The sequence below is a fragment of the Arthrobacter sp. TMN-50 genome (assembly GCF_054511125.1).
This window is the reverse complement of the sequence record NZ_JBTNDG010000002.1, coordinates 127,727-153,596: the sequence shown is the minus strand read 5'-3', so window position 1 is coordinate 153,596 and position 25,870 is coordinate 127,727. Positions and strand designations below refer to the sequence as shown.

General features: G+C 64.7%; 21 protein-coding genes and 1 riboswitch. Of the genes, 18 read left to right on the top strand and 3 right to left on the bottom strand.

All coding sequences use genetic code 11. From position 1 onward, the window contains the following. Positions 1-18 precede the first annotated feature (18 nt). A complete protein-coding gene (locus ACX80A_RS04630) occupies positions 19-549 on the bottom strand; it encodes an NUDIX hydrolase (RefSeq protein ID WP_459258513.1) in 531 nt (176 codons plus the stop codon). 149 nt (positions 550-698) lie between these two features. On the opposite strand from ACX80A_RS04630, the gene ACX80A_RS04625 reads away from it, so the two are divergent. Both ACX80A_RS04625 and ACX80A_RS04620 read left to right on the top strand, forming a co-directional pair. After that, positions 699-2,138, top strand: a complete 1,440-nt coding sequence (locus ACX80A_RS04625) for a CCA tRNA nucleotidyltransferase (protein ID WP_459258512.1) — start codon at positions 699-701, stop codon at positions 2,136-2,138. After that, positions 2,135-2,782: a histidine phosphatase family protein gene (locus ACX80A_RS04620; RefSeq protein ID WP_459258511.1), complete on the top strand. Its 648-nt coding sequence runs from the start codon at positions 2,135-2,137 to the stop codon at positions 2,780-2,782. Before ACX80A_RS04625 ends, ACX80A_RS04620 begins: the two co-directional genes overlap by 4 nt. 13 nt (positions 2,783-2,795) lie before the next feature. Here ACX80A_RS04620 and ACX80A_RS04615 read toward each other — a convergent pair whose 3' ends face one another. Next, entirely contained in the window at positions 2,796-3,950 is a 1,155-nt protein-coding gene (locus ACX80A_RS04615; RefSeq protein ID WP_459258510.1) for a DUF418 domain-containing protein, read from the bottom strand. A 499-nt stretch (positions 3,951-4,449) separates the two neighbouring features. Between ACX80A_RS04615 and ACX80A_RS04610 the strand changes: the two genes are divergently transcribed. The 4 genes from ACX80A_RS04610 to ACX80A_RS04595 all read left to right on the top strand — a co-directional run bounded on the left by ACX80A_RS04610 (position 4,450) and on the right by ACX80A_RS04595 (position 8,893). Continuing rightward, complete coding sequence (locus tag ACX80A_RS04610; protein WP_459258509.1) at positions 4,450-4,770, top strand: hypothetical protein; 321 nt, start codon at positions 4,450-4,452, stop codon at positions 4,768-4,770. A 270-nt stretch (positions 4,771-5,040) separates the two neighbouring features. Continuing rightward, complete coding sequence (gene mshA / locus ACX80A_RS04605) at positions 5,041-6,288, top strand: D-inositol-3-phosphate glycosyltransferase (protein WP_459258508.1); 1,248 nt, start codon at positions 5,041-5,043, stop codon at positions 6,286-6,288. A gap of 49 nt (positions 6,289-6,337) precedes the next feature. After that, positions 6,338-7,102 (top strand): phosphatase, encoded by a 765-nt coding sequence (locus ACX80A_RS04600; RefSeq protein WP_459258507.1) that lies wholly within the window; start codon positions 6,338-6,340, stop codon positions 7,100-7,102. A gap of 99 nt (positions 7,103-7,201) precedes the next feature. Further along, positions 7,202-8,893, top strand: coding sequence for a formate--tetrahydrofolate ligase (locus ACX80A_RS04595; RefSeq protein ID WP_459258506.1), 1,692 nt, complete (start codon positions 7,202-7,204; stop codon positions 8,891-8,893). 78 nt (positions 8,894-8,971) lie between these two features. On the opposite strand, the gene ACX80A_RS04590 is transcribed toward ACX80A_RS04595, so the two are convergent. After that, positions 8,972-10,057 carry an inositol-3-phosphate synthase gene (locus tag ACX80A_RS04590; RefSeq protein ID WP_459258505.1) on the bottom strand — a complete coding sequence of 362 codons (1,086 nt, stop codon included), beginning with the start codon at positions 10,055-10,057 and terminating at the stop codon, positions 8,972-8,974. A 179-nt stretch (positions 10,058-10,236) separates the two neighbouring features. Here ACX80A_RS04590 and ACX80A_RS04585 point away from each other — a divergent pair, with 179 nt between their 5' ends. From ACX80A_RS04585 to ACX80A_RS04530, 12 genes are all read left to right on the top strand, one after another. Then, positions 10,237-11,664 carry a glycosyltransferase family 87 protein gene (locus tag ACX80A_RS04585; RefSeq protein WP_459258504.1) on the top strand — a complete coding sequence of 476 codons (1,428 nt, stop codon included), beginning with the start codon at positions 10,237-10,239 and terminating at the stop codon, positions 11,662-11,664. A 15-nt stretch (positions 11,665-11,679) separates the two neighbouring features. Continuing rightward, positions 11,680-12,768: a lipid II:glycine glycyltransferase FemX gene (locus ACX80A_RS04580; RefSeq protein WP_459258503.1), complete on the top strand. Its 1,089-nt coding sequence runs from the start codon at positions 11,680-11,682 to the stop codon at positions 12,766-12,768. After that, the gene (locus tag ACX80A_RS04575; RefSeq protein WP_459258502.1) at positions 12,761-14,209 is read left to right on the top strand and encodes a phytoene desaturase family protein; all 1,449 of its coding nucleotides are present in this window, start codon (positions 12,761-12,763) and stop codon (positions 14,207-14,209) included. Before ACX80A_RS04580 ends, ACX80A_RS04575 begins: the two co-directional genes overlap by 8 nt. Before the next feature lie 20 nt (positions 14,210-14,229). Beyond that, positions 14,230-14,499 carry a CsbD family protein gene (locus ACX80A_RS04570; protein WP_459258827.1) on the top strand — a complete coding sequence of 90 codons (270 nt, stop codon included), beginning with the start codon at positions 14,230-14,232 and terminating at the stop codon, positions 14,497-14,499. A 36-nt stretch (positions 14,500-14,535) separates the two neighbouring features. Then, a riboswitch (glycine riboswitch) is annotated at positions 14,536-14,638 on the top strand. 155 nt (positions 14,639-14,793) lie between these two features. Beyond that, positions 14,794-17,631, top strand: a complete 2,838-nt coding sequence (gene gcvP, locus ACX80A_RS04565; protein WP_459258501.1) for an aminomethyl-transferring glycine dehydrogenase — start codon at positions 14,794-14,796, stop codon at positions 17,629-17,631. A gap of 65 nt (positions 17,632-17,696) precedes the next feature. Continuing rightward, entirely contained in the window at positions 17,697-18,803 is a 1,107-nt protein-coding gene (gene gcvT / locus ACX80A_RS04560) for a glycine cleavage system aminomethyltransferase GcvT (RefSeq protein ID WP_459258500.1), read from the top strand. A 35-nt stretch (positions 18,804-18,838) separates the two neighbouring features. Beyond that, on the top strand, positions 18,839-19,222 hold the full coding sequence (gcvH, locus tag ACX80A_RS04555; protein WP_459258499.1) for a glycine cleavage system protein GcvH: 384 nt from the start codon (positions 18,839-18,841) through the stop codon (positions 19,220-19,222). Next, positions 19,219-20,547 carry a serine hydroxymethyltransferase gene (glyA, locus tag ACX80A_RS04550; RefSeq protein ID WP_459258498.1) on the top strand — a complete coding sequence of 443 codons (1,329 nt, stop codon included), beginning with the start codon at positions 19,219-19,221 and terminating at the stop codon, positions 20,545-20,547. Before gcvH ends, glyA begins: the two co-directional genes overlap by 4 nt. 8 nt (positions 20,548-20,555) lie before the next feature. Further along, a complete protein-coding gene (locus ACX80A_RS04545) occupies positions 20,556-21,929 on the top strand; it encodes an L-serine ammonia-lyase (RefSeq protein ID WP_459258497.1) in 1,374 nt (457 codons plus the stop codon). Between the two features lie 3 nt (positions 21,930-21,932). Next, positions 21,933-22,742: a methylenetetrahydrofolate reductase gene (locus ACX80A_RS04540; protein WP_459258496.1), complete on the top strand. Its 810-nt coding sequence runs from the start codon at positions 21,933-21,935 to the stop codon at positions 22,740-22,742. A gap of 105 nt (positions 22,743-22,847) precedes the next feature. Then, complete coding sequence (locus tag ACX80A_RS04535) at positions 22,848-24,530, top strand: ABC-F family ATP-binding cassette domain-containing protein (protein ID WP_459258495.1); 1,683 nt, start codon at positions 22,848-22,850, stop codon at positions 24,528-24,530. A gap of 102 nt (positions 24,531-24,632) precedes the next feature. Beyond that, positions 24,633-25,805, top strand: coding sequence for an MFS transporter (locus ACX80A_RS04530; protein ID WP_459258826.1), 1,173 nt, complete (start codon positions 24,633-24,635; stop codon positions 25,803-25,805). Positions 25,806-25,870: the final 65 nt, after the last annotated feature.

Below are 25,870 nucleotides of genomic sequence, written 5' to 3'. Positions count from 1 at the left end.
GGCGGAGTTGACCTCGGGTCAGAGGTAGTCCGGGAGAACTTCCCGAGCCAGGTCGGCGATGCGGCGCTCGTTGGGGAATGAAAGTTTCTTGCCCAGGTCTGCCAGCGGAACCCACGCCACGTCCACGGCCTCGTGGTCGGGGTCATTTTCGATGGTCAGGTGGCCGCCGGTGGCGATCAACAGATAGTGGTGGACCGTTTTGTGAACGCGGTGTCCACTGACGGTAAACCAGTAGTCGATGCTGCCCAGGGCGGTGAGGATCCGGCCCTGAATTCCGGTTTCTTCCTCGATTTCCCTGACCGCTGCCTCGGAGTTGGTTTCGCTGCCTTCAGGGTGCCCCTTGGGCAGACACCACTCAAGGCGGCCGCCCCGGTTCAGCCGGGCTATGATCGCCACGTTCAGGAGACCATCGGAAGTATTGACTACTATCCCGCCGGCTGATACTTCTTCAACCGTTGGGAGGGACTGATGGACCTGGGGCGCGCCGGCACTGCCCATTGACACTGTCAACGGGGTCCGCTTTGGTGCGCTTGGAACAGGACGGTCCATGCAGTCCACTCTAACGATCTTTCGCTTCTGTTGATGACGACAACCAGCCTTCGCCGTCCCCTCGTGCGGGTTCCCGAGTGTCGGGCCCGAACGACGCGTCGCGGCCCCATAGTGGAGTTTTCCGTGTCATCTGGCACCCTTAAAGCACTATGGTGCACCTGCTGGACAACTCAACCCTGACCGCCCCGCTTCCACCGGTTGTTACCGAATTGGGACAGCTGTTCGTCGCAGCCGGACATGAACTGTCCCTGGTGGGCGGGCCGGTCCGCGATTTGTTCCTGAACCGCACCTCCCCGGACCTGGACTTCACCAGCGATGCGACTCCGGACCAGACCCTCACTGTGATCCGCCGGTGGGCCGATTCGTATTGGGAAATCGGTAGGGATTTCGGCACGATAGGCCTCCGCAGAGGCAATTACATGATCGAGGTCACAACCTACCGGGCCGAGGCGTATGACCCGACGTCCCGCAAGCCGGTCGTCGCTTTTGGGGACACGCTTGAGGACGATCTGCTCCGCCGGGACTTCACGATCAATGCTATGGCGCTCCGGCTTCCGTCAATGGAATTAATTGACCCTTACGGTGGGGTCAGGGACCTGCAGGCGGGTGTCCTGCGCACCCCTGGGACGCCGGCGTCGTCGTTCTCGGACGATCCGCTACGGATGATGCGCGCTGCACGATTTGTCTCGCAGCTGGGGATTGAAGTGGCCCCCGAGGTGTCGGAAGCGATGCGGGAAATGGCTCAGCGCATCACGATCATCTCCGCGGAACGGGTCCGTGACGAGCTGGTGAAGCTGATGTTGGGGGACGCCCCCCAGCGGGGCATCGATTTGATGGTGGAGAGCGGGCTGGCGGAGTTTGTCTTGCCTGAGGTCTCCGCCCTGCGGCTTGAGATCGACGAGCACCACCGGCACAAAGACGTCTATCAGCACTCACTGACCGTCCTGGAGCAGGCGTGCCGCCTTGAAACGGCCCCCGACGGTGCGGTACCCGGCCCCGACTTCGTCCTGCGGTTCGCTGCATTGATGCACGATGTCGGCAAGCCCGCCACTCGGAAATTTGAGCCATCCGGGGCCGTAAGCTTCCGCCACCACGACATGGTCGGGTCCAAGCTCACCGCCAAGCGGATGAAGGCCCTCCGATTCGACAACGACTCGATCAAGGCCGTGGCGCGCCTGGTAGAACTGCATATGCGGTTTTATGGCTACGGCGAGGCGGGCTGGTCGGATTCAGCGGTGCGCAGGTATGTCAACGACGCCGGCACCCTACTGGAACGGTTGCATCGGCTAACCCGGTCGGATGTCACTACCCGTAACCAGCGCAAGGCCGAACGGCTGGCTTTTGCCTATGACGACCTCGAGGCGCGCATTGATGCGCTGGCGGAACGGGAAGAACTGGAATCCATCAGGCCGGATCTTGACGGTGCCCAGATCATGGGGCTGCTGGACATCAAGCCTGGTCCAGTGGTGGGCAGGGCATACAGATTCTTGCTGGAGGAACGCATGGAACATGGACCGCATTCTGCTGAGGAAGCCGAGTCGAAGCTGCGTGCCTGGTGGGTACTGCAACCCGAGTCGGTGTCGTCATGAGTCTTTCCGGCGCCGCTTCCGCGGATTTGACCCCCGCCGGGACCCCGTTGCCGCAGCTCTGGTTGCTCCGGCATGGTGAGACCGAATGGTCCCGGGACGGCAACTACACCGGACTCACAGATCTCCCGCTGACCCACGTTGGGGAACGGCAGGCGGTTGACGCGGCAAGTCACCTGAAAGAAATTACGTTCGACACGGTGCTGTCCTCACCGTTGCAGCGAGCTGTCCGGACAGCTGAGTTGGCGGGATTCCCCGACCCGCACATCCTGCCGTACGCCCATGAGTGGGACTATGGCGATAACGAGGGCCGCAACAGCGCCGTCGTCCGGGCGGAAAACCCGGGCTACCTCATCTGGGACGACGGCGTACCGAACGGTGAAACGCTGGCCCAGGTTGCTGACCGGGCCGACCAGGTGGTGTCCCTGGTGCAGGCAGGATGCGGCACCCCGGCCGACCGGGAGCCAGCAGCGCAGCCGGCCCGCCACGTGCTGCTGGTGGCGCACGGTCATTTCCTTCGAGTAGTCGCTGCGCGCTGGCTTGAGCTGGACCCGGCGCAGGGGCGGCGCTTTGTCCTGGGCACCGCAGCTGTGTGTGCGCTCGGCTGGGACAAGCGGACGCCGGCCATCGTGCACTGGAATCTCTGACCAATTTCCGCTCTCACTTCAACGGCTTCCCATCGCGGGAGGCGTAGGTGACCTGCCGCAGCAAAGACTCCAGTGGGCCAACGGTGAATCGTGAGAGCCAGAGTCGGCTGAGCACCATTTGGGCACCGAATAGGACGACGACCCCACCCAGCACCTGAACCGGCGCCAGAACATTGGTCAGGCCCAGCCCCCATCCGGTGAACACCACGGCGAGAACCAGGGACTGGGCCAAATAGTTGGTCAGCGCCATCCGACCGGCCGGTGCGAGCGCGTTGAGGAGCGCAGGACCGGCCGTTGAGCGGAACAGCAGGAGCAGAAGGCAAACGTAGCCAGCGGTCGCCAGCGGGGCGGTCAGCGTGGTGATGCCAGTGGTGAGCAGGGAAAATCGGTCCCGGTCCGCGTAATAGAGAAGGTAGGACTGTCCCGCCGCGGCGAGCAGACCGATTGGCAGGCAGAGGGTGGCGGTGCGGCGGAGGGTGACCCTGCTGATCCGCCGTTCAAGCAGCCCGGAACGAGCGGCAGCGAGACCAAGCAGGAACATGGCCAGCGCCAGTGGTCCCTGGAAGAACAGCACCGAGGGAAGGGCAAGCAGATAACCCTCAATGTTGGCACCCAGCGCTGCTCCTGGCCCTGAGGCGATCGCCCCGACGTCGGGTGGCGGCACTGCCCCGTCGCCCGGGGGCACGTTGAACGCAGCGACGATGCCCCCGACCACGATCAGCAGGCTCGCCATGCCGACGGTGATTGCCGCCGCCGTCAGGATGGCCGCCCGTTGGCTGATGTTCCGCAGACCAAGGAGCACCACTCCGATCACGGCGTAGGTCAGGAGGATGTCGCCGTAATACAGCAAGAGACCGTGGGCTAGGCCCAGAGCAGCCAGGCAGGCCAGTCGACGCAGCGTTCGCGGCACCGGCGACGCGTTCACCCGATGGGCTGCTCGCTCCTGCAGAACAAAGCTGTATCCGAACAGGAACGAAAACAGAAGGTAGAACTTGCCCTCAAAGATGGCGGTGACGCCAAACCGGACCGCGGTGTCCGACGTCGACCGGTGGTCGGGGCTGAGCTCACCCGAGAGCGTCCAGGGGTCAGCGAAGTACCAGACATTTACTGCGAGGATGCCAAAAAGAGCGAAGGCACGTAGTCCATCGAGTTCGCGGACCCGTTCCACAATCGCCCCCTCCTAAAGTTCTGGACCTCCAAAGTGGCAGGTGCTGTCAGCCTAGCCGGGAGTGGTGAGAGGGCGTGTTAGCGGGGCGCACTGATGAAAAGTTCCCGGGGTGGCAAACTTTCCCAGAAATTTATTGGCTGAAACCCTAGGCGGCCCGGCATTCCGTGGGGTAGCTTTGTCTTGTGCCATTGGGAGTTCTCAATCGAGAAATCGGCTGAAGAATCCGGGCGCTGTCTCTATCCGCGCACTACAAGAAAGGGAGGTGGGAACTGTGAATACAAAACTACGCCGATCGTTTACCGCGTACACCAGTCCGACCTCCGCCGTCGCTGCGCACTAACTAACTGCTGATCTATTCGTCTGTCCATATTCTGGACGGCGAGTTCTTTCCGGCACCCCTGATGCGCTCAGACGGCCTCCGTCTTTCCGACCCGTGCGCTCGTGTGTACTCGAACCTCATTTGAGGACCCTCACAACCCATCAAATTTTGGAGACCCCTGTGTTGACTGCGCTCACCACCCACCCGTCCCTGGCACCAGAATCGGTTGCCGTACCAACCCCAAACCACACCGATCGCCAGCATGGCGAGTTCATCATGGCTGGCAGTTTCACCTCCACCGGAGATCCGGAAGCGGGGACGCCCAGTTCGCCAGTGACCGTCATGCCCAACTACGCCCATCGAGAGGAGGTACACATCATGCTGAAGAAACTAAGAGACGGCGTCGCTCTGTGGAAACGAATACCCAAAGCCCCTCCGCCTTCCGCGAGGGATTCCATTGACCGTTTTCTCCTGCCGCAGCACACCATGCACGTCAAGTGAGTGGTTCATCCACGCTGTGAACTGACCCTTCCTGACCTGATTCGACCACCGCGAAGGAGGACCTGATGCAAGTGATCAGTCCCACCAGTAGAGAAGCCCGCGCTTCCCAGCGCGGGCTTCCGCCTTTGACGGCAGCGGCAAACACCGTGCGTCGCGGATCCGCGCGGAATGTGCAGCCCGCACAGCACGTTATAGGGTCAATAGCGGCAAACAGTCCGACAATACGAGCGCTTGGTAATCATCCAGGGCATCCATGCGAGAGGAGTTCTTATGCCTCCGGTAAAACGTGTGGCAATGCTCTCCCTGCACACCTCCCCGTTGGATCAGCCCGGCGCCGGTGACGCCGGCGGAATGAACGTTTACGTGCGATCGCTGGCCCTGGAGTTGGCTCGCGTGGGAATCGACGTCGAAATCTTCACGCGCGCGGCTTCCGAGGGTCAACCGCACTCAGAAGAGCTAGCCCCGGGTGTCATGGTCAGGCACTTGCGAGCTGGCCCCCAGCGCAAAGTGCCCAAAGAGCTGCTGCCGGGCCTGTCGGAATCATTCACCGATGCCATCGCTGAGGTCACCGATCTGCTGGCGGATGGTCACTTCGATGTCATCCACTCCCACTACTGGGTATCCGGAAGTGTTGGGCTGACCGTGAGTGCGGGCCTGAACCTTCCATTGGTCCACTCGATGCACACCATGGGGCGGGTCAAGAACATTCGCCTGCACGCCGGCGGCACCCCGGAACCGGACGTGCGGGTTGCGGGCGAACAAGCGATCGTAGACGGAGCGTCCAGGCTGATCGCCAACACCAGTACCGAGGCGGCGGAGCTCGAGTCCCTGTACGGTGCGGCGCCTGAGCGCGTGGACGTTGTGGCGCCGGGGGTTGATCTGGAAACATTCAATCCCGTGTCCCGTCTCGAGTCGAGGGCGTCCCTGAACTTCTCGCCGGATGCGTTTCACGTGGTTTTTGCCGGCCGAATCCAGAAACTGAAGGGGCCGCAGGTGCTGGTCGCTGCGGCCGCTGACCTTGCCGCCCGCCGCCCGGACATTCCCCTGCAACTGAGCATCCTTGGCTCCGGCAGCGGCGCGGAGGCCCTGCGGCTGCAGCCCCTCATTGACGACGCCGGGCTGCAGAACACGGTGCGGCTCTACCCACCGGTGCAGGCCACGCAGTTGGCGCACTGGTTCAGGGCTGCAGATCTAGTGGCGATGCCCTCCTTCACCGAATCCTTTGGCCTGGTTGCCCTGGAGGCTCAGGCCTGCGGTACGCCGGTCCTCGCCGCCAACGTGGGCGGGTTGCCGCAGGCGATCAGCGATGGGCGCACCGGCACGCTGGTGAACGGACACACGCCGGCGCTCTGGTCGGCTGCCCTGGAAACCATGTACGACGATGCCGTCACGCGCGCCTCGCTTGGCCGCGGCGCAGCGATTCATGCGCTCGCCTTCGGATGGCAGCGCACGGCGTTGCTGACCGCGCAAAGCTATCGCACCGCCGTCGAGCGTTTCCAGGAGGCAGCTGCGCGCTGACCTCCGGGTGCGCTCCCGCCGGGCCGAAGGGCTCACTTAGGATGGTCTGGTGAACTCCTCCGAACTCGCCGCCTACCTCGACTCTGTCCGAATCACCGGGACGGTCGCTACACCCCGCGAAGACAACCTCCGTCACATGCAGTTGTTCCTTGAGGGCAGCGAACACCTAGAGTTTGGGGTCCGCACAACCCGCCAATGGATGTTCGACGAGGTGTTCGACCTGATGCACGATCGTGTAGGGATCAGTCCGGACCGCGGGCACCTTACGGGGCAGGACACCATTGACTCGTCGAAGTGCGTGGCGGCGCTGGATCGGTTTGGGTCTGTCCTTGGTGGAGCGGTGGCGGCCGGGCAACGGATCCTGTTCGCGACCGGCCACCCGGCAGGCCTACTTCCGGTTCACGCTGCCCTCGCCGCCGCCGCCCGGCGGGCTGGCGCTACGGTGGTCGACGTCCCTGAAGGTCAGCCGTTCCGGGAGGGTGATATCCGGCAACTGTTTGGGGTGCTGGTTTGGCATCAGCATGGCGGGCTGGCACACACTCATTCTCCGGAGCCGATGCAGCTCAGCCTTGACCTGCTGGCCGCGAATGGGGAGCCGGCACCCGACTTGGTGGTCGCCGACCACGGCTGGGCCGGTTATGCCGCCAGCGCGGGGATCGCAGCTCTGGGCTTCGCCGACTGCAACGACCCAGGACTGTTCGTCTCCGAGGCGGAAGGCCAGCTGAAGGTTGCCGTCCCGTTGGACGACAATCTCTGCCCCGGAGTCTACGAGCCCATGGTCGAGTATTTGCTGAAGCGGTCCGGGCTCCGCTGACCGTCCGGAGACCGCTGGTAGATTTGACGGTGTGCCCAGACCCGGGGCATCACAGGGGACTCAATCCCGACGCGCCACAAGCCCAGAGGACTGTTGACAATGAAGTCTTTGCCCACGCCAACGAGCGATCTGGATGTCGCCCGCAACGCTGACATCCGGCCCATCGATGAAATTGCCGCACAGGCAGGCATCCCGATGGAAGCACTCGAACACTACGGTCGATACAAGGCCAAAATCGACACCGCCAAGCTTCTCCCAAACCCCGGAAAAACGCCGGGCAGAGTGGTGCTGGTCACGGCGATGAGTCCCACACCCGCGGGTGAGGGAAAGTCGACCTGCACCGTTGGTCTGGCGGATTCCTTGGCGCGCAGTGGGCGAAGCGTCATGATTGCCTTGCGGGAACCTTCACTGGGCCCGATCCTGGGCATGAAGGGCGGCGCGACCGGCGGCGGATACTCGCAGGTCCTGCCCATGGAGGACATCAATCTGCACTTCACCGGAGACTTTCATGCGGTGACTTCGGCGAACAATGCGTTGATGGCCCTGGTCGACAACCACATTTACCAGGGCAACGAGCTGAACATCGACCCGCGCCGGATCACCTTCAAACGGGTCCTCGACATGAATGATCGGGCACTGCGGGAAGTGGTGATCGGCCTGGGCGGGCCCACTCAGGGCACCCCCCGCCAGGACGGCTTTGACATCACTGTTGCCTCGGAAATCATGGCCGTATTTTGCCTGGCGTCGAACCTCTCGGACCTCAAGCAACGGTTGGCACGGATTACCTTCGGGTACACGTTTGACCGCCAACCCGTGACGGTCGGTGACCTCGGCGTCGAGGGCGCCCTCACCCTGCTGCTGCGTGACGCAATCAAACCGAACCTGGTGCAGAGCATCGCCGGCACCCCCGCTCTCGTCCACGGGGGGCCGTTCGCCAACATTGCCCACGGCTGCAACTCGGTCATCGCCACCAGCACCGCCCGGCAACTGGCCGACATTGTGGTGACCGAGGCCGGCTTTGGTGCTGATCTGGGCGCCGAGAAGTTCATGGACATCAAGGCGCGGTACGCGGATGTGGCTCCTGCCGCCGTCGTCATCGTCGCGACCATCCGCGCGCTCAAGATGCACGGTGGAGTGGCTAAAACCGACCTGAGAGAGCCCAATACGGCTGCGCTGGAGTCGGGGGTGGCCAACCTCCGGCGGCACGTCCACAACGTGGAGAAGTTCGGTATCACGCCGGTGGTGGCCATCAACCGGTTCTCGACCGACACCGACGAGGAGCTCGAGTGGCTGCTCGCCTGGTGCGCGGCCGAGGGCATCGACGCCGCCGTGGCCGATGTGTGGGGTCAGGGCGGCGGCGGGTCCGGCGGGGACGAGCTCGCGACTAAGGTCCTCACCGCATTGGAAGGACCGCAGAAATTCCATCACCTGTACCAGCTGGAGCTTTCGGTCGAGGATAAGATCCGTACCATCGTGCAGGAAATTTACGGGGCCGACGGCGTCGACTTCTCGGTGCCGGCGCTGCGGCGTCTCGCAGAGATCGAAGCCAACGGCTGGAGTGGGCTGCCGGTCTGTATGGCGAAAACCCAGTACTCGTTCTCCGATGACCCCTCAGTGCTCGGTGCGCCGAAGGGCTTCACCGTGCATGTACGCGATCTGATCACCAAAACCGGAGCAGGATTCATCGTGGCGTTGACGGGGGCGGTCATGACGATGCCGGGCCTGCCGAAGGAACCTGCCGCGATGCGGATGGATGTCGACGACGACGGCGGCGCGGTAGGCCTGTTCTAACCGGCTTAAACACTTGAGGGCCGACCGGGTGTGATGCACGGTCGGCCCTCAAGGGTGATGCGAAGGTTAGGTCCGGCGTTAGCGGTCCAGTTCCCCGCGGATGAAGGCCTCTACCTTTTCGTGAGCAATGTCGTCCGCGAACTGCTCTGGCGGTGACTTCATGAAGTAGCTGGATGCGGAAAGTAGGGGTCCACCAATGCCGCGGTCCATGGCGATCTTCGCGGCGCGAATGGCGTCGATGATCACACCGGCCGAGTTAGGAGAGTCCCAAACCTCCAGCTTGTACTCGAGCGAAACGGGCGCGTCGCCGAAGTTGCGCCCCTCCAGACGGACAAACGCCCATTTGCGGTCATCGAGCCAGGCAACATAGTCGGAGGGGCCGATGTGGACGTTGCGTTCGCCAAGGTCGGCCTGCACGTTAGAGGTTACGGCCTGCGTCTTGGAAACCTTCTTGGATTCGAGACGGTCTCGCTCCAGCATGTTCTTGAAGTCCATGTTGCCACCAACGTTGAGCTGGTAGGTGCGGTCCAATGTGACGCCGCGGTCTTCGAAAAGTTTCGCCATGACGCGGTGGGTGATGGTCGCACCGATCTGGCTCTTGATATCATCGCCGACGATGGGCACCCCGGCCGCAGTGAACTTGTCGGCCCACTCCTTGGTACCGGCGATGAACACTGGCAGGGCATTGACGAACGCAACCTTGGCGTCAATGGCGCACTGGGCGTAGAACTTGGCCGCGTCTTCAGATCCGACGGGCAGGTAGCACACCATGACATCGACTTTGCTGGCCCTGAGTTCGGCGACGACGTCGACCGGCTCAGCATCGGATTCCACGATGGTCTCGCGGTAGTACTTGCCCAGGCCGTCGAGGGTGTGGCCCCGCTGGACCTTGATGCCGGTTGGGGGTACCTCGGCAATCTTGATGGTGTTGTTCTCGCTGGCGCCGATGGCATCGGCAAGGTCCAGGCCCACCTTCTTGCCGTCCACGTCGAATGCAGCAACAAACTCGACGTCATTGACGTGATACTTGCCGAACTCCACGTGCATCAGGCCGGGGATTGACGCGGTGGCATCAGCATCCCGGTAGTAATGTACGCCCTGCACCAGTGACGCCGCACAGTTGCCGACACCAACGATTGCCACCCTAATGGGGTTAGTTCCCATTGTTCTCCTCTTGAATCACTTCATATTGTCGACCCGCCGGATTCGTCCCGTAACGGACCGAGCAGCTAATCCAGTCTACTTCTTATTCTCAACACAGGATTTTCCCGAAGCATTCCGGCTGGCTGATATATCGACGAAATTTGGTGTCCACCCCCACCTCCGATCGGTAGGCTTCAGGGATGGGAACCGGTCGGTCCCGGCGTCGGCCGGTGCGCATTTCAGTGCCGTCGCGCGCTGACGCGCTGCTGCGGAACTTCACCGAACTGATCGGCGGACCCCTCGGGCGCCGGACCAGTCCGGGCAGGATCGACCCTGGAACGTTCACCGTGGACCGGGTGCTGGTTCTCCTGACCACCGTTGCGGCGGCACTCGCCGTCCTCATCAAGAACCCGTGCAGGATTGAGGGATGGGCCGGCCCCGACCAGTACTACATGGCGTGCCACTCGCAGTGGCTCGAAACCTTCAGCCAATTGGATGCCGGGACTTCCTTCCTCCAGTTGGGGCACTCGGCGCTGACCGGTGCGATTGCCGGTGCGACGGCGAACCTGGTCCCGGTGGGGAGCATCCTGCTTTACTACGACCTCCACTCGGTGTTGGCCGTGGCAGCGTGGCTCATCACTGTGTGCGCGACCGTTCGCATGTCCAATCGAAGGCCATGGGACGCGGCCATGGTTGCGGTGGCGCCGATCATCATCGTCGCCGGATTTGTCGGCTGGGACCTTTGGGCAGTGATGCTCGCGGCCCTCGGTATGCTGGCCTTCGCCCGCTGCCAGTTCGCAGCCGCGGGTGCCTTCCTTGGCCTGGGCACTGCGATTGCCGGCTACCCGGTGCTGATCTTCGCGGCTGTGACCCTGTTGGCGGTGCGCACCCGCGAAACCAGCGGCGCCGTAATGACCGGTGCGGTGCTGGCTGCGACCTGGCTGGCCCTCAACCTTCCCTTTGCGGTATCCGACCCCCAGGCGTGGGGGGCACAGTTCACCGGCCTCCTGACGCAGGGGGTCGACTATTCCTCGGTCTGGTTTGCCTACAATGCCCTGGCAGTCCGTGCCGGTGGCGCCGCACTGGAGGCTGCGACCACGTCGGCGGTGTCCATGGTTGTGTTTGGTCTCGTGTGCGTGGGCATCGCCGCGTTAGCACTGTTGGCGCCCCGCCGGCCACGCCTCGCACCACTGGTGGTCCTCCTGGTGGGTGCGCTGATCCTCACCGGCAAGGAATACTCCCCACAGCACGCGATCTGGATGATCCCCCTTGTAGCCCTGGCCTACCCGAAGTGGCGAACCTTCCTCACCTGGCAACTCTTCGAAGTGGCTCATTGGTGGGCGTTGATGGCCTACCTGGGCCGGGAGACGAGCGGCGGAGCAGCCCAAAACAACATTGACCTTCCGTACTATCTACTGGCCGTGTTCGGACATATGTTGGCAACGGCATATATAATGTATCGGGTCGTGGAGGGCATCCTTGAGCCTGGGCAGGACCCGGTGCGGCGCCTCGACATCGACGACCCGCAGGGAGGCCCGTTTGACCATGCTGCCGACCGCCGTATCTCCAGCCGCCGCCCACCTCGCCCCAATACGGCCTCGGGTACGCTTGAGCCGTCCCGCCCCTGAACTGAAAGATCACCCGTGACCGCAGTTGCCCTTCGTTTTGAGAAACTCAGTACTGAAGATTTCGAGGCGCTGTCAGCTGCCCATCCGACGGTGGTGATCCCCCTGGAACAGACACCCCAGTGGGCGGCCTTCGAGGCCAGCCGCGGGCGCACGCCGTACGGCATCTGGTCCTACTACGACGGCGCCACCCTGGTTGCAGTCGCCAGTTTCCTGTGGAGCACGAGGCGGTTCAGGAATTCACTGGTCGTCGTCAACGGACCTGTCTGGTTTGCCGAACGTACCCCCGACGCCGAAGCACGGCTGATGAGGACCGTCCGGGAGCAGTTCAGTGCGGACCCCGACATTAGTCCGCTGTACATCCGGCAGCAGGTGCAACATCCGCAGGATCTTGCCACCGGACCGATTGAGCACGGGTGGTACGAGCGGGAGATCGTCGTTGACCTCACCCCCAGCGAAGCCGACATCTACAAGGCGTTCCGCCCCAACGCCCGCAACAGTATCCGCCGGGCGGAACGCGCCGGGGTTGAGATCCGCAGCATCGACCGGTCCGACTGGCGTGCTGTCTTCAGGAGCGACCTTTTTCCCATCCTTGAAGAGACTGCCGCGCGGGACGGATTTACCAGTTTTGAATCCGCCTACTACGAGCAACTGCTCGAGCAGTTGGGCGACCACCTCCGGCTGCTGGTGGCCTACCTCGATGGAAAGGCCATCAGTTGGCTCATCACCACCGAATACCGCGGGTATTCGGTCTACTACTTCGCAGCGAGTACCCATGCCGCGCGGAAAATCTTCGCACCCTACCTGCTGCTCTGGCACGCCTTCAAGGAACTCAAGACAGCCGGTAACCACAGCTGCGGGCTGACGGGCATTGTGAGCGACAACTACCCGCAGCTCATCAACGTGACCACCTTCAAGCGAAATTTCTCCAGGAATGTGGTGGAAGTGCCCACCACCTACGACATTCCCCTGAACCGACTGCGCTACCGGGCGGTTGCCGCCGCACTTGAGGCGCGGCGCACGCTGCCAACGAAGGCCCGTTCAGCGGTCGCCTCAACCAGGGCTCGTGCCGCGTCACTGGTGCGACGGCGGGGCCAGGGTGACTGACGCAGCGGTTGTCGGATCGGGGCCCAACGGGCTGGCGGCCGCCGTCGTCCTGGCCCGGGCGGGCCTCAGCGTCAGGGTTTACGAGGCGGCGCCCACTATCGGCGGCGGAGCCCGCACGTCGGAACTCGTTCCGGAGCATCTGCACGACCTCTGCTCAGCTGTTCACCCGATGGCTGTTGCATCGCCGTTCTTCTCCCAATTCGAACTGAAACGGCGCATCGACTTTGCGGTTCCCGAGGTCTCCTACGCGCACCCGCTCGACGGCGGGCGGGCGGGCGTGGCCTACCGTGACCTTGACCGCACCGTGTCCGGTCTCGGTCAGGACGGCCCCGCCTACCGCCGGCTGATGGAACCGCTGGTGCGGAACATCGAAGGCACCCTCGACGTCGCGTTGAACCACCTGCTGCGGGTTCCCCGTCATCCGGGAGCCGCGATGAGATTTGCCGCGGCGGCGCTGGAGCAGGGGACCCCCCTGTGGAACCGGCGGTTCAGCACCGACACGGCAGCCGCACTGTTCACCGGCGTGGCTGCCCACCCGGTGGGCCGTCTACCGTCCCTTCCTTCGGCAGGGGCGGGACTGGCGTTGGGGGCGCTGGCCCACGCCGGCGGGTGGCCCATCCCGTTGGGCGGATCCCAGTCAATCGCCGACGCGATGGCCGACGACATCCGTGCACACGGAGGCGAAATTGTCACCGGCCACACGGTCCGGTCGCTGTCCGAGCTCAGCGGCGTGCCAGCGGTTCTGCTGGATGTGGCGCCGCCCTCGTTCCTGCAGTTGGCCGCGGGCAGGCTGCCACGCACCTATGAACGGGCGCTCCAGCGTTTCCGGTTCGGCGACGGCGCCTGCAAGGTCGCGTTTATCCTTTCCGGGCCCGTGCCGTGGAGCAATCCCGAGGTGGCGCGCGCCGGAACCGTTCACCTGGGAGGCACGCGGGCCGAGATCGCGGCCTCCGAAGCCCAGGTCGCCGGAGGGAAACACCCGGAAAGCCCGTACGTGTTGCTGTCCCAACCGTCATTGTTCGACCCGTCACGTGCCCCCGCCGGACGTCACATCCTGTGGACCTACTGCCATGTGCCGAGCGGGTCGACCCGCGATATGGCCGGAGCCGTCACCGCGCAGGTCGAACGGTTCGCCCCCGGCTTCCGCGACGTCGTCGTGCGCTCCTTCACGACGTCGGCGGCCGAGCTGGCAACCTCGAACGCCAACTATGTGGGAGGTGACTTCGGTGGCGGCGCAATAACCCTCGGCCAGATGCTCGCACGCCCCGTGTTGTCCCTCTCGCCCTGGCGGACTCCACTCGACGGGGTCTACCTCTGCTCAGCGTCCACCCCGCCCGGGCCAGGAGTGCACGGAATGAGCGGATTTCATGCAGCGCGGCTGGCCCTGCGGCAGGTGTTTGGGTTGTCCGTTCCTCCGCTTGGGCTGTCACCCGGAAAATAATCGGCAGCTGACCGTGAGGAATCCGTGCTGGCCGCGTCTCGGAGCTAGCCGGCGAGGCGAAGGAAACCGTTGGCGACGCGACCGACAACCAGGACCTCAGGTGCGAGGGACAGGTTGACCAGGGCTCGGCCCACACCAAGCAGGCCAGCGAGAACGTCAAGGACTTTATGGTATCTAAGGCGCCGGACGGGTCAACCTGGACCTCTCGGGTCAAGATATCCACCCCACCGGTCCAGCTTGCTCACCGGAACACAGGGACGCAGTTGTTGGCGCTCACTTGCAGCGCCTAGTAAGCTAGATCACGATCCTCATAACTTCATAGCCTTTGATCTGCAGCGGGAGAGTACTTCCGTAGACACACACTCCGGTAGGCGCCGTAGGAGCAAATCCTCCCCAGGAATCTCTCAGGCCCAGTACCGCTGCGGCTAGGCAACTCTGGAAAGCAGGCGGACATTTCAAGGTCCACCTCACCGACGGTGCAAGCGGGCACATAGTCCTGCGGAATCTCTCAGGTCCCATACAGAGCGGGGAGGAACTCACCGTCCGGGCAGACGCCTACGTCCGGACCTATCAAGGGAGTTCCCATGACCGCTCAACCCCTCACCGAATCGACCTTCGCGGATCGCCACATCGGCCCCCGCTCAAGCGACGCGGCCCAGATGCTCACCACACTGGGCTACCCCAGCCTCGACAAGCTGGTCGAGGTCGCGGTCCCCGCAAACATCCGCTCCGCCGAACGCCTGAATCTCCCCGCCGCGCTCAGCGAGTCGCAGGTCCTGGCACAGTTGCGCGCCATCGCGGACAAAAACACCACGGCTGTCCAGATGATCGGTCAGGGCTATTTCGACACAGTGACCCCGCCGGTGATCCGCCGGAACGTCCTTGAGGCCCCCGCTTGGTACACCGCGTACACCCCGTACCAGCCCGAGATTTCCCAGGGGCGTCTCGAAGCACTTTTGAACTTCCAGACCATGGTCCAGGACCTCACCGCCCTGCCGATCGCCAACGCCTCCCTGCTCGATGAAGCGTCAGCCGTTGCCGAGGCCGCACTCCTGATGCGCCGGTCCGGTAAGAACAAGGGTAAAACGGTGCTCGATGCCGATTGTCTGCCGCAGACGATCGCCGTCGTCCGGGGCCGCGCCGACGCCCTCGGGTTCGAGGTGGAGGTGGCAGACCTTTCCCAGGGCCTGCCCGACGGCGACATCAACGGCGTCATCCTCCAGCAGCCGGGCGCCTCGGGTGCCCTCCGGGACCACCGCTCGCTGATCACGGCGGCACACGACGGCGGTGCCCTCGTCACCGTCGCCGCCGACCTGCTGGCGCTGACCCTGATCACCCCGCCGGGCGAGCAGGGCGCCGACATCGCCGTCGGCTCCGCCCAGCGGTTCGGCGTTCCCCTCTTCTTCGGCGGCCCCCACGCCGCGTACATGGCGGTCCGTAAGGGCCTCGAGCGGATGCTTCCCGGCCGGCTGGTCGGGGTGTCGAAGGACGCCGACGGCGCACCCGCCTACCGCCTGGCCCTCCAAACCCGCGAGCAGCACATCAGGCGTGAGAAGGCGACATCGAATATCTGTACCGCTCAGGCGCTCCTGGCCATCGTCGCCAGCATGTACGCGGTCTACCACGGCCCCGACGGCCTGAAGGCGATCGCCGAGCGCGTGCACTCGCACGCCGCCCGGCTGGCAGCGACCCTCGCCGAGACCGTTGCCGTCGTTCACGCCGACTTCTTCGACACGATCCTGATCAACGTTCCCGGCAAGGCCCAGGAGTTCCTGGCCAAGGCTGAGGCCGTCGGCATCAACCTGCGCCTGGTCGACGAGGATCACCTGGGCGTCTCCTGCGACGAGACCACCACCGAGGAGCACCTCGCCACCCTCGCCGAGGTGTTCGGTGTTGACCAGGTTGCCGAGCGGTCCGGTTCGGTAGCGGTTCCGGCGGATCTGGTCCGCACGTCCACCTACCTGACCCACCCGGTGTTCGCGAGCCACCGCTCGGAAACCCAGCTGCTGCGGTACCTGCGCCGCCTCTCCGACAAGGATTTGGCCTTGGACCGCACGATGATCCCGCTGGGTTCATGCACCATGAAGCTCAACGCCACAGTGGAAATGGAGCCCATCTCCTGGCCGGAGTTCGCCACTATCCACCCGTTCGCCCCCGCACACCAGACCGAGGGCTGGCGCTGGCTGATCGAGGATCTTCAGGACAAACTCGCCGAGATCACCGGTTACGCCAAAGTGTCCATCCAGCCCAACGCCGGCTCGCAGGGCGAACTGGCCGGGCTCCTCGCCATCCGCGGCTACCACCTCTCCCGCGGCGACCAGGACCGCAACGTCTGCCTGATCCCCTCTTCCGCGCACGGCACCAACGCCGCGTCAGCGGTGCTCGCCGGGATGAAGGTCGTGGTCGTCAAAACCGCTGACAACGGCAACATCGACCACGATGACCTCCTGGCGAAGATCGCCCAGCACGCCGAGCAACTCTCCGCCATCATGATCACCTACCCCTCCACGCACGGCGTGTTCGAGGAAGACGTCCGCTGGGTCTGCGGTCAGGTGCACGACGCCGGCGGCCAGGTCTACATTGACGGCGCCAACCTGAACGCGCTGGTGGGCCTCGCGAAGCCGGGAGAGTTCGGCGGCGATGTCTCGCACCTGAACCTGCACAAAACGTTCTGCATCCCTCACGGCGGTGGCGGACCGGGTGTTGGCCCGGTCGCGGTTGCCGGGCACCTTGCGCCGTTCCTGCCTGGCGATGCCGCCGCACCCGAGACCGGGGAAGCGGGAGTCCCCATCTCCGCCTCCCGGTACGGCTCCGCCGGTGTTCTCCCAATCTCCTGGGCCTACGTGGCCCTGATGGGAGCCGAGGGGCTCACCTCGGCCACCGGCCATGCGCTGTTGGCCGCCAACTATGTTGCAGCCCGGCTGACCGAACACTTCCCCGTCCTCTACTCGGGCGAGAAGGGCCTGGTCGCCCACGAGTGCATTCTGGACCTGCGGCCCCTGACCGCTGCCACCGGAGTGACCGCCGAGGATGTCGCCAAACGGCTCATCGATTACGGGTTCCACGCTCCGACACTGAGCTTCCCCGTGGCCGGGACCCTGATGGTCGAGCCCACTGAGTCCGAGGACATCGGCGAACTGGACCGGTTCATCGAGGCGATGATCGCCATCAAGGGCGAGATCGACCAGGTGCAGTCGGGCGAGTACACGCTGGAGCAGAGCCCGCTCCGGCATGCGCCGCACACGGCGTACGCCCTGATTAGTGACACCTGGGACCAGGCGTACCCCCGCGAACTGGCCGCCTACCCGGTCCGCACGCTGAAGCACAACAAGTACTTCCCGCCGGTCCGACGCATCGACGGCGCGCACGGCGACCGCAACCTGGTGTGCTCCTGCCCGCCCATCGAGGACTTCGAAGACTGAAGCCCGTCCCCGCCCGGCCGCCGGCCGCGCAGGTTGACCCTGGATACTCGATCGGAAGGATCACCATGACCAAGCAGACCGCCCTGTATGCCGAACATGAATTGCTCGGAGCCAGTTTCACCGACTTCGGCGGCTGGCAGATGCCCCTGAAGTACCGCAGTGAACTCGAAGAACACCACACGGTCCGCCGCGCCGCGGGACTCTTCGACCTTTCCCACATGGGCGAGGTGTGGGTCACCGGTACCCAGGCCGCCGAGTTCCTGAACTATGCGCTGGTGGGCAACCTTGCCGCGATCGCCGTCGGGAAGGCCAAGTACTCGCTGATCTGCACCGAGGACGGAGGGGTGATCGATGACCTGATCGTCTACCGGCGGGCCGACGACAGGTTCCTCGTGGTCCCCAATGCCAGCAACGCCGACACCGTTGCGGCGGCCCTGCAGGAGCGCGCCGCCGCCTTTGATGTGACGGTGGAGGACGAGTCGGAGAGCACCGCCCTGATCGCGGTTCAGGGTCCGGCCGCCGAGGCGATTCTGCTGGAGATCGCCGCTACCGGGTCACGTCAACTCATCACGGACCTGAAGTACTACGCCGCCGTGGAGGTGGAACTCGCCGGCCTGCAGGTCCTGCTGGCCCGCACCGGGTACACGGGCGAGGACGGCTTTGAGCTGTTCATCGGCAACCCCGAAGCGGTGCAGTTGTGGAAAGCCGTCGCCGCGGCCGGAGCGCAGCACCAGCTCGCCCCCTGCGGGCTCGCCTCCCGGGACTCGCTCCGCCTGGAAGCGGGAATGCCGCTCTACGGCAACGAGTTGGGGTTGGACACCAACCCCTTCGAGGCAGGGCTCGGCGGAGTGGTCAGTCTGAAGAAGACCGACAACTTCGTGGGCCGGTCGGTGCTGGAGCCCCTCAAGGAAGCCCAGCTGATGCGGAAACTGGTCGGACTGCAGGGTGCCGGACGCCGGTCGGCGCGCGCCGGGTACGACGTCGTCGTCGACGGATCAGTGGTCGGCACGGTGACATCGGGGCTTCCCAGTCCCACCCTCGGCTACCCGGTAGCAATGGCCTATGTTCAGGCCGAACTTGCTGAGCCCGGCACCGAGGTGCAGGTTGACCTCCGGGGGAAGCCCGAGCCGTTTACGGTCGTCGCCACACCGTTCTACCGCCGCCAGAAATAACCAGACCTTACATACCCCGAAAGGTATATACCCACGTGAGCATCATCAAGTCAGGGCTTCGCTACTCAGCCGAGCATGAATGGATCGACACCCCGGCAGCTGGCGCCTCGATCGTTGGCGTGTCGGCCATCGCCGCCGATGCCCTTGGCGACGTCGTCTACGTCAGCCTGCCCGAGGTGGGCGACACGGTGACCGCCGGCGAAAGCTGCGGCGAGGTCGAGTCAACCAAATCCGTGTCCGACCTCTACGCCCCCGTCACCGGTGAGGTGACCGAGATCAACCAGGACGCCGTCGACAACCCCGGCATCCTCAATGAGGATCCCTACGGCGCGGGCTGGCTGTTCATGGTCGACGTCGCCAGCGAGGGCCCACTGCTCTCCGCCGAGGAATACGCCGCGAAGAATGGGATCGACGCATGAACACCGAGACCCAGCTCGACACCATCGGCCACCTGAACGCGAACCTCGTAGACCTAGACCCCGAGGTGGCGCGCAACATCGACGCTGAGCTCTCCCGGCAACGCAACGGACTCGAAATGATCGCCTCCGAGAACCACACGCCGGTGGCCGTGATGCAGGCCCAGGGCTCGGTGCTGACCAACAAGTACGCCGAGGGCTACCCGGGTCGCCGCTACTACGGCGGCTGCGAGCACGTTGATGTGCTGGAGCAGATCGCGATCGACCGCGTCAAGGCCCTCTTCAGTGCAGGATTCGCCAACGTCCAGCCGCACTCCGGAGCGCAGGCCAACGCCGCCGTCATGCATGCCCTGATCAAACCGGGGGACACCATCATGGGCCTGAACCTGGCCCACGGCGGCCACCTCACCCACGGCATGCGGATCAACTTTTCCGGCCGGCTCTACAACGTGATTCCCTACCAGGTGCGGCCGGATGACTACCGCGTGGACATGGACGACGTCGAGCGCCTCGCGCGCGAGCACAAGCCGCAGCTCATCGTCGCCGGCTGGTCCGCCTACGCACGGCAACTCGACTTTGAACGGTTCAGGAGTATCGCCGACGAAGTGGGCGCTTACCTGATGGTCGACATGGCACACTTCGCCGGTCTGGTCGCCGCAGGGCTGCACCCCAGCCCGGTGCAGCACGCCCACGTCACCACCTCAACCACGCACAAGACCCTCGCCGGTCCGCGCGGAGGGATCATCCTCAGCAACGACGCCGCGATTGCCAAGAAGATCAACTCGGCAGTGTTCCCGGGCCAGCAGGGCGGGCCGCTCGAGCACGTCATCGCTGGCAAGGCCGTTGCCTTCAAGATTGCTGCTTCCGCGGAGTTCAAGGAACGCCAGCAGCGCATCCTGGACGGCGCGCGGATTCTCGCGGACCGACTCACCCAGCCGGACGTCGCCGGGCACGGCATCTCGGTGGTCAGCGGCGGAACCGACGTTCACCTCGTGCTGGTGGATCTGCGGGACTGCGAGCTCGACGGGCAGCAGGCCGAAGACCGGCTCGCGCAAATCGACATTACCGTGAACCGCAACGCGGTGCCCTTCGACCCCCGCCCACCCATGGTCACCTCGGGCCTGCGCATCGGTACGCCAGCCCTGGCCAGCCGTGGGTTCGAAACGGAGGCCTTCGCCAGGGTGGCGGACATCATCGCCGAGGCCCTCATCGCTCCAGCGGACGCTGACCTGTCGGCTCTCGCTCGGCGGGTAGATGCACTGGCGGCTGAGCACCCGCTCTACGCCGACGTCGTGCCCTTCGGCGCGGGAACCCAGAACCAGAGCTAAGGACCATCATGCCCATCAGCGCGTTCGACCTGTTCAAAATAGGGATCGGCCCCTCCAGCTCTCACACCGGGGGGCCGATGACGGCTGCGTTCCTGTACACAGAGCTGATGGAGCAGCAGGGCCTGGTGGATGCAGTGCAGCGGGTCGAGGTGGAATTATTCGGCTCGCTGGGCGTGACTGGTCACGGTCACGGCACCATTAAGGCGGTCATTCTGGGGTTGGAAGGCGAACGGCCGCAGCTGGTTGATCCGGTGGCTGCCGGTCCCCGCGTGGACGAGGTGGCGCACACCGGCCGGCTGCGGTTCGCTGGACGCCGGGAGATCGACTTCGATCCTGACGTTGACCTGATCATGCATCGGCGGAAGCGGCTCGACTTCCACACCAACGGGATGCGGTTCCACTCCTACGGCGCCGACGGCGGGGAGCTGCTGGTCCGGGACTACTTCTCCGTGGGCGGCGGATTCGTGCTGGATGAAGACCAGATTGGCGCGGACCCCGCCGCCGAGGTGACCGTCCCGGTGCAGCACCCTTTCAATACGGGCGAGCAGTTACTGGAGGTGTGTGCCGCGAACGGGAAATCGTTCTCGGAGATTGTGATGGCCAATGAGCTGTCGTGGCGCACTGAGGCCGAGGTCCGCTCCGGCCTCCTCGAAATCTGGGAGGTCATGCAGGACACCATCCACCGCGGATCCACCACTGACGGAATACTTCCGGGCGGACTGGGGGTGCGACGTCGGGCAGCCACCCAGCTCCGGTTGCAGCAGAAGGCTGAAGACCCCAATGACAAGCTGAGCACGATGGAATGGGTGACCCTCTTCGCGTTGGCCGTCAACGAAGAAAACGCCGCCGGGGGCCGCGTAGTGACAGCACCCACCAACGGTGCCGCGGGGATCATCCCGGCGGTCCTGAAATATTATGTCGATTTCGTCCCCGGAGCCAACGACGACGGAGTCGTCCGTTTCCTCCTCGCAGCCACGGCCATTGGAGCACTGTTCAAGCAGAACGCCTCCATTTCCGGTGCCGAGGTCGGGTGCCAGGGCGAGGTGGGATCCGCGTGTGCGATGGCAGCCGGTGCGCTCGCCGAGGTACTCGGCGGAACTCCCGAGCAGGTGGAGAACGCCGCCGAGATCGGCATTGAGCACAACCTGGGCCTGACCTGCGACCCCGTCGGGGGTCTGGTTCAGATCCCCTGCATCGAACGCAACGCCGTCGGCGCCATGAAGGCGATCACCGCCGCCCGGATGGCCGTCCGCGGGGATGGGAAGCACCACGTCTCGCTCGACGTCGCCATTAAAACCATGCGGGATACCGGCGCGGACATGATGGACAAGTACAAGGAAACTGCACGCGGGGGGCTGGCGCTCAACGTGGTTGAGTGCTGAGCGATGGCTGAGCAACGCGGGCACGTCCCGCTCCGGGTGGAAATCATTCCCGGTGCGGGCATCGTTGCGGCCGTGCAGGAACAGTTGCCAGCGCCAGCAGCAGTCACCATTACCTGCCTCCCGCACCACGGAGCCGAGGAGACCATTGACCTTGCGGTACGTCTGGCCGACCTCGGGTATCAGGCGGTTCCGCACCTCGCTGCCAGATCCCTGACATCCCGCGGGCAGCTCGCCGGCTTTCTGGCCCGGCTGCAGGCCGCGGGGGTCACCGACATCTTTGCGATTGCCGGCGACGACAGCTCAGCCGCCGGGCCCTATGCGTGGAGCGGGGCGCTGATGGAGGAAATCTCGTCGGTGGGTGCGGGCTCATTCGCGCTGGGAACTGCCGCCTACCCGGAGGGCAGGCCCGGAGCGTCGGCTGCCGAACTCACCGACCTGCTCCTGAAGAAACAGGACCTGTGCTCCTGGGCAGTCACCCAGCTCTGCTTCTCCGGCCCGGTTCTCGACGCCTACGTGACCGGGTTGCGCAAGGCCGGTGTCACCCTGCCCGTCTGGGCCGGGGTACCGGGAGCCGTGCGCCGGACCAGGTTGATCTCCCTCGCCTCGCGCATTGGGGTGGGGCCATCCCTGAAATTTGCCCAGCGGTCCCTGACCGGGGCCGGGGGAGGCTCGCTGGTGCGCAGCGTGCTGTCGCCGTCATCGTACGATCCAGGTCCGCTGGTCCGGACGGTCCTCGACGCTGGCAGTTTCGCCGGAATCCACGTGTATAGCTTCAACGACCTGGAATCGATCGCCAGGACCTTCCCCCCATAGGCGGCGTCCGTCCCGCCAACCACCCCGATGGGTGGGTGGGCGGATGGGTGAGTGGCGCCGGAGGGACGGGACTGCGGGTTTGCCCCCGGATGACAGACTTAAGCCGTGGCCCATCTAGACGTTTCCAGCATTGACTACTTCCTCTCCGACGGACGGCAGCTCCTCAACGCCGTCAGCTTCAAGGTCGGCGACGGGCACAAGACGGCCCTGATCGGCCCCAACGGCACCGGCAAGACCACCCTGCTGCGCATCATCGCCGGGGACATCACCGCCGACGAGGGTGCGGTCACCCGCTCCGGCAACATGGGCATCATGCGCCAGTTCGTCGGCCAGGTCAGGGACGAGACGACGGTCCGGGACCTCCTCGTCTCCGCCGCACCGCCGGCGCTCGCCAAGGCCGCGAAAGCTGTCGACGACGCCGAGCTCGCCATGATGGAGAACGACGACGAACCCACCCAGATGCGCTACGCCCACGCCATCACCGAATGGGGTGACGCTGGCGGGTACGAGCTGGAAACCACGTGGGACGAAGTCACCATGGCTGCACTCGGGGTGCCCTACTCCCGGGCACAGTACCGGGCGTCGTCGTCGTTGTCCGGCGGCGAACAGAAACGGCTGGTCCTCGAGGCGCTGTTCTCCGGACCGGATGAGCTGCTCCTCCTCGACGAACCCGATAACTACCTCGACGTCCCCGGGAAACGCTGGCTGGAGGCGAAGTTGAACGAATCCAAGAAGTCGGTCCTGTTCGTCAGCCACGACCGGGAATTGCTCGCCAACGCAGCCACCCGCATCATCACCCTTGAACCGGGCGCGCTTGGTGCGTCCAGCTGGATCCACGGCGGCGGTTTCGAGAGCTATCTGCAGGCCCGTACCGACCGGAACCTCAGGTTCGAGGAATTGCGCCGGCGCTGGGACGAGGAGCACCTCAAGCTCAAAGAACTCGTCAACATGTATAAGAACAAGGCAGCGTTCCGATCCGATATGGCCAACCGGTACCACGCGGCCCAGACCCGGCTGGCCAAGTTCCTCGAGGCGGGTCCACCCGAGGCGATTCCGATCGAGCAGAATGTCACCATGCGGCTCAAAGGCGGGCGTACGGCTAAACGTGCCGTCGTCGCGCAGAAACTCGAACTCACCGGGCTGATGAAGCCGTTCAGCACGGAAATCTGGTTTGGTGACCGGGTGGGAGTGCTCGGCTCCAACGGTTCGGGCAAGTCCCATTTCCTGCGGCTGCTCGCCAGTGGCGGTACCGACCCGGAGAAGGAGCACGAGCCGGTCTCCGAGGTCAGCATCCAGCCTGTGCCTCACGAAGGAACGGTCAAGCTGGGCGCCCGGATTCGGCCAGGGTTCTTCGCACAGACCCACGTGCGTCCCGACCTGCTGGGCCGCACCCTGCTGGACATCCTGCACCGCGGCGACGACCACCGGTCGGGATTGCCGCGGGAAGCGGCGTCGGGTGTCCTGGACCGCTATGGTCTGGCCGGGCAGGCGGAGCAACTCTACGACTCCCTCTCGGGCGGACAGCAGGCCCGGTTGCAGATCCTGTTGCTGGAACTGTCGGGGGCCACACTGCTGTTGCTCGATGAGCCGACCGACAACCTCGACCTCCATTCGGCGGAGGCGCTGGAAAAGGCCATCGACGCCTTCGAGGGCACCGTGCTGGCTGTCACCCACGACCGGTGGTTCGCCCGCAGCTTCGACCGGTTCATGGTCTTCGGATCCGACGGCAAGGTCTATGAAACCGAGGAGCCGGTCTGGGATGAGGGACGGGTTCAGCGGGACCGCTGAACCCGTCCCACCCACCTGTGTCCAAGCCAGCGGTGAGTGCTGTAGACCGTCCGCGACAATTGCGCATACGGTTTACTGGTGCAAACCAATGTGACTCCGGCAATGTGGGCGACGTTCGCCGTCTTTGGGCTTAACGGGCTGGTCTTCGCCAGTTGGGCCGCCCGCATCCCCGCCGCATCCTCAACGCTCGGTCTCGGTTCCGGCGAAACCGGCGCCCTTCTGCTGGCCGCCGCCGCCGGCTCGGTGCTCGCGCTTCCCCTCGCCGGGAGTGTTGCCGGTCGGGTAGGAGTTGCCAACACCGTCCGGGTCGGGGGCGTCGTGTCGGCTCTGGCGGCAGTGACCATCGCCGCCGGATTGTCGACGACGTCGGTCCCCCTTACCGCGGCAGGCCTCTTCCTCTTCGGCGTCGGCGTGGCCCTGTGGGACGTGGCCCAGAACATCGAGGGTGCCGACGTCGAACATCGCCTCCGCCGCACCATCATGCCCAAGTTCCATGCGGCATTCAGTGGCGGTGCCTTCGTTGGCGCGATGATAGGCGCCGGACTGTCGCTGCTCGGCGTCGATCTGTCCTACCACTTGCTGGGAGTGGCGGCAGTGGTGCTCGTGGTTGCCCTGTGGGTGCCCCGCTACTTCCTGCCGGAGATCTCCCACGCCGACGCGCATCCCGACAGCCCTCAACTTGGCCGGTTTGGCGCCTGGCTGGAACCACGGACCCTGCTGATTGGGCTCGTGGTGCTCGGCGCGGCGCTCACCGAGGGCGCTGCGAACGACTGGGTCGCCAAAGCAACCGTTGACGGGTTGGGATCCAGTGAGGCCACCGGCGCCGTGATGTTCGGGGTGTTTGTAGCGGCGATGACCCTCTTCCGGTTTGTGGGCGGCGGCCTGATTGACCGCTACGGTCGGGTAAGGGTGCTGCAGATCAGCCTCGGATCGTCGCTGGTCGGTCTGCTCCTCTTCGTCTTCGCCCCCACCGTCCCACTCGCTGGCGTCGGCGCCGTGCTCTGGGGGGCGGGCGCAGCACTGGGCTTCCCGATGGGCATGTCTGCTGCGGCCGATGAGCCACGGCACGCCGCCGCCCGGGTGTCAGTGGTATCCACCATCGGCTATATGGCTTTCCTCGCCGGCCCGCCCCTCCTCGGGTTCCTCGGGGACATCGTGGGAATCCGCAATGCGCTGCTGGTGGTGGGGGTGGCGGTGCTCGCCTCGTTCCTGGTGGCACCGGCCGCCGCCGAACGCCGCATCGACGTCGACCAGCCGAACACCCGGGTGTCCTGAACGATTGATCAGTAACTGTCCGCCCCGTTTTTCATGAGGACGAAAGCTGTCCTCAATCCCTATCT

What these genes read in the sequence shown, in the direction of transcription:
- glyA (WP_459258498.1), top strand. Translation starts at nt 19,219, where the DNA reads ATGAACACCGAGACCCAGCTCGACACCATCGGCCACCTGAACGCGAAC.
- ACX80A_RS04530 (WP_459258826.1), top strand. Translation starts at nt 24,633, where the DNA reads ATGTGGGCGACGTTCGCCGTCTTTGGGCTTAACGGGCTGGTCTTCGCC.
- gcvT (WP_459258500.1), top strand. Translation starts at nt 17,697, where the DNA reads ATGACCAAGCAGACCGCCCTGTATGCCGAACATGAATTGCTCGGAGCC.
- ACX80A_RS04625 (WP_459258512.1), top strand. Translation starts at nt 699, where the DNA reads ATGGTGCACCTGCTGGACAACTCAACCCTGACCGCCCCGCTTCCACCG.
- mshA (WP_459258508.1), top strand. Translation starts at nt 5,041, where the DNA reads ATGCCTCCGGTAAAACGTGTGGCAATGCTCTCCCTGCACACCTCCCCG.
- ACX80A_RS04585 (WP_459258504.1), top strand. Translation starts at nt 10,237, where the DNA reads ATGGGAACCGGTCGGTCCCGGCGTCGGCCGGTGCGCATTTCAGTGCCG.
- ACX80A_RS04590 (WP_459258505.1), bottom strand. Translation starts at nt 10,057, where the DNA reads ATGGGAACTAACCCCATTAGGGTGGCAATCGTTGGTGTCGGCAACTGT.
- ACX80A_RS04595 (WP_459258506.1), top strand. Translation starts at nt 7,202, where the DNA reads ATGAAGTCTTTGCCCACGCCAACGAGCGATCTGGATGTCGCCCGCAAC.
- ACX80A_RS04620 (WP_459258511.1), top strand. Translation starts at nt 2,135, where the DNA reads ATGAGTCTTTCCGGCGCCGCTTCCGCGGATTTGACCCCCGCCGGGACC.
- gcvP (WP_459258501.1), top strand. Translation starts at nt 14,794, where the DNA reads ATGACCGCTCAACCCCTCACCGAATCGACCTTCGCGGATCGCCACATC.
- ACX80A_RS04540 (WP_459258496.1), top strand. Translation starts at nt 21,933, where the DNA reads ATGGCTGAGCAACGCGGGCACGTCCCGCTCCGGGTGGAAATCATTCCC.
- ACX80A_RS04630 (WP_459258513.1), bottom strand. Translation starts at nt 549, where the DNA reads ATGGACCGTCCTGTTCCAAGCGCACCAAAGCGGACCCCGTTGACAGTG.
- ACX80A_RS04545 (WP_459258497.1), top strand. Translation starts at nt 20,556, where the DNA reads ATGCCCATCAGCGCGTTCGACCTGTTCAAAATAGGGATCGGCCCCTCC.